The organism is Mycobacterium sp., assembly GCF_035697385.1.
GTDB lineage: Bacteria > Actinomycetota > Actinomycetes > Mycobacteriales > Mycobacteriaceae > Mycobacterium.
Genome location: NZ_DASSCY010000054.1, coordinates 1 through 2,463, shown reverse-complemented (window position 1 = coordinate 2,463; position 2,463 = coordinate 1). Strand labels below are relative to the sequence as shown.

Annotated in this window: 3 protein-coding genes and 1 pseudogene; 1 reads left to right on the top strand and 3 read right to left on the bottom strand. The window is 66.1% G+C overall.

Going from position 1 to position 2,463, the window contains the following annotated elements:
• From scpB to VFH65_RS04865, 3 genes are all read right to left on the bottom strand, one after another.
• The coding region (scpB, locus tag VFH65_RS04875; protein ID WP_353320019.1) for an SMC-Scp complex subunit ScpB at positions 1 to 336 on the bottom strand (336 nt) is incomplete at its 3' end.
• A complete protein-coding gene (locus tag VFH65_RS04870; protein WP_353320020.1) occupies positions 329 to 1,180 on the bottom strand; it encodes a segregation/condensation protein A in 852 nt (283 codons plus the stop codon). The genes VFH65_RS04870 and scpB, both read right to left, overlap by 8 nt.
• Before the next feature lie 8 nt (positions 1,181 to 1,188).
• Positions 1,189 to 2,061 carry a ParA family protein gene (locus VFH65_RS04865; protein ID WP_353320018.1) on the bottom strand — a complete coding sequence of 291 codons (873 nt, stop codon included), beginning with the start codon at positions 2,059 to 2,061 and terminating at the stop codon, positions 1,189 to 1,191.
• Between the two features lie 138 nt (positions 2,062 to 2,199).
• On the opposite strand from VFH65_RS04865, the pseudogene VFH65_RS04860 reads away from it, so the two are divergent.
• A pseudogene (locus tag VFH65_RS04860) lies at positions 2,200 to 2,463 on the top strand (O-methyltransferase); the annotation flags it as partial.

Sequence of the window (2,463 nt, the reverse complement as noted above, 5' to 3'; positions counted from 1 at the left end):
CGTGCCGTCGAGCAGCAGGCGTTCAACATAGGGCGCGAACCGTGCCCTGGTGTACATCCGCCAGCCGCCGGCGGCTTCGCGCAGGTCGATACCGCTGTCGCGGACGGTGAGCTCCTCGGCCATCAGATTCAGCTTGGCCGCCACCCGATAGGCCGGCTGCCCCGTCGCGACCGCCAGCGCGTCCACCGTCACCGGCGTATCCACCACCAGCAGCAGCGCCTCGAGCACCGCGCCGAGATCGGAATCCTCGAGTTCCGGCTCGGTTGCGACATCGATGCCGAGGTCGAGATCCGTCGGAATCTCGGTCGGGATGTCGGTCTGGGCGTCGTCAGTCATTGCCGTCTACTTCTTCTGCGTCAGCGGTTGGCGGATGATCGTTGGGTGGTCGTTCTCCGGTCCACGAAATCTGGAGCACACCAAGCGCTTCTGATTGGTCGAATGCTACCGCCCGCGCCCGATACAGCTCGAGCAGCGCCAGGAACCGGCCGACGATCTCGATCGGCGCGCTGCAGTCGGCGACCAGCTCGGAGAACGACGCCCACTGCCCTATCCCGCGGCTCTCCAACAACGCCATCAGGTTCCCGACCTGCTCGGGGACCGACACGATCACCTGGTGGAGGTGATCGGTCCCCACGGTCGGCACCGGCCGTGGCGTGAAAACCGCGGCGGCGATCTGAGCGAAGTCATCGGCGTCGACGCCAATCATCACCTCGGGCAGCAGGTCTTCGTAACGTGCTTCCAGCGACACCGCACGCGGATAGCTGCGCAGCGCCGCGGCCTCGAGTTCGGCGAACATCACCGCGACATGCTTGAACGCCCGGTACTGCAGCAGCCGCGCGAACAACAGGTCGCGCACCTCGAGCAGGGCTAGGTCCTCCTCGTCGTGAACCTCGCCGGATGGCAGCAGCCGCGCCGCTTTGAGGTCGAGCAGCGTGGCCGCGATGACCAGGAACGCCGTTGTCTCGTCCAGCTCGAGCTGGCGACCAACGGCCTTGGTGTAGGCGATGAAATCGTCGGTCACCGTATGCAGCGCCACCTCGGTGACGTCGAGCCGGTGCGCGAAGATCAGCTGCAACAGCAGATCGAACGGACCCTCGAAATTGCTCAGCCGGACCTGGAAGCCGCTCTGTTCAGACTGCTCGGAGCTAGATGTCGCCGCCGCCGCTCCGGCCTGTATCACCGGGTCAGTCACGCGCCAAACCGGTCGATGACCTCACGCGCCAACGACCGATATGCCTCGGCGCCACCGGATTTCGGCGCCCACGTGGTGATCGGCTCGCCGGCGACGCTGGTCTCGGGGAAGCGCACCGTACGAGTGATGACGGTGTCGAACACCAGGTCGCCGAACCGCTCCAGAACACGGGCCATCACTTCGCGCGAGTTGACGGTGCGCGGGTCGTAGCGGGTGATCAGAATGCCGCTGATGCTCAGCTTCGGGTTGAGGCGGTCGCGCACTTTGTCGACGGTATCGGTCAGCAGCGCCAGGCCGCGCAGCGAGAAGTACTCGCACTCGGTCGGGATGATCACGCCGTCGCTGCACGCCAGCCCGTTCACGGTGAGCAGGCCCAGCGACGGCTGGCAGTCGATGAGGACGTAGTCGTAGCGGTCCAGCACCGGATACAGCGAGCGCGCCAGCGACTGCTCACGGCCCACCTCGTTGACCAGCTGGATCTCCGCCGCCGACAAGTCGATGTTGCTCGGTACCAAATCCATGCCAGGGACTCGGGTGTGGATCAGCACCTCTTCGATCGACACCCGAGGCTCGATCAGCAGGTTGTGGATCGTGTGGTCGAGTTCGTAGTGCGGCACACCCAACCCCGCCGACAACGCGCCCTGCGGGTCGAGGTCGACCAGCAACACCCGGCGGCCGAACTCGGCAAGGCTGGCGCCCAGGTTGATGGTCGACGTGGTCTTGCCGACGCCGCCCTTCTGGTTGCACATCGCGATGACCTTGGCCGGACCGTGCACACTCTTGGGCTTGGGTTCGGGAATGCGGCGCGGTGCGCGGCCCGTCAGACCGGCCTGTTCTGGCGGGTCAGCGCCGCCGCCGTCGTCGGTCATGCCCGACCATCGCTGGTCAGGCAACCCACGGGCATGGCGGACATCCGGGCAAGTTTAACGGGGCGGGCCTGCCTGGTCTGGCAGACCCGCGGGCAACGTAGCGACTGCTTGACCGCGCCGCGGGCCTAGGCTCTCGCTATGAGCTTCAAGCAGCGGATGCCACTGCTGCGCTGGTCGTTCCTTCGCCTGGCGATCGGCGCCCGCAATATCTCCAAAACCGGCCAGATCGGCGACGGGCGCGAGGCGGCTGCCGCCGACTATGTCGAGGCCAACGCCCGCAAGGGCGATCTCGACGACGTGATCGCGACCATCGACAAGTACGCCTACGAGAAGTCGTTCCTGATCAACGTCGGCGACGAGAAAGGCGAACTGCTCGACGCCGCAGTGCGCCGTGCGAATGCC

Coding starts and splice junctions, on each gene's coding strand:
- VFH65_RS04865 (WP_353320018.1), bottom strand. CDS start 2,061: ATGACCGACGACGGCGGCGGCGCTGACCCGCCAGAACAGGCCGGTCTG.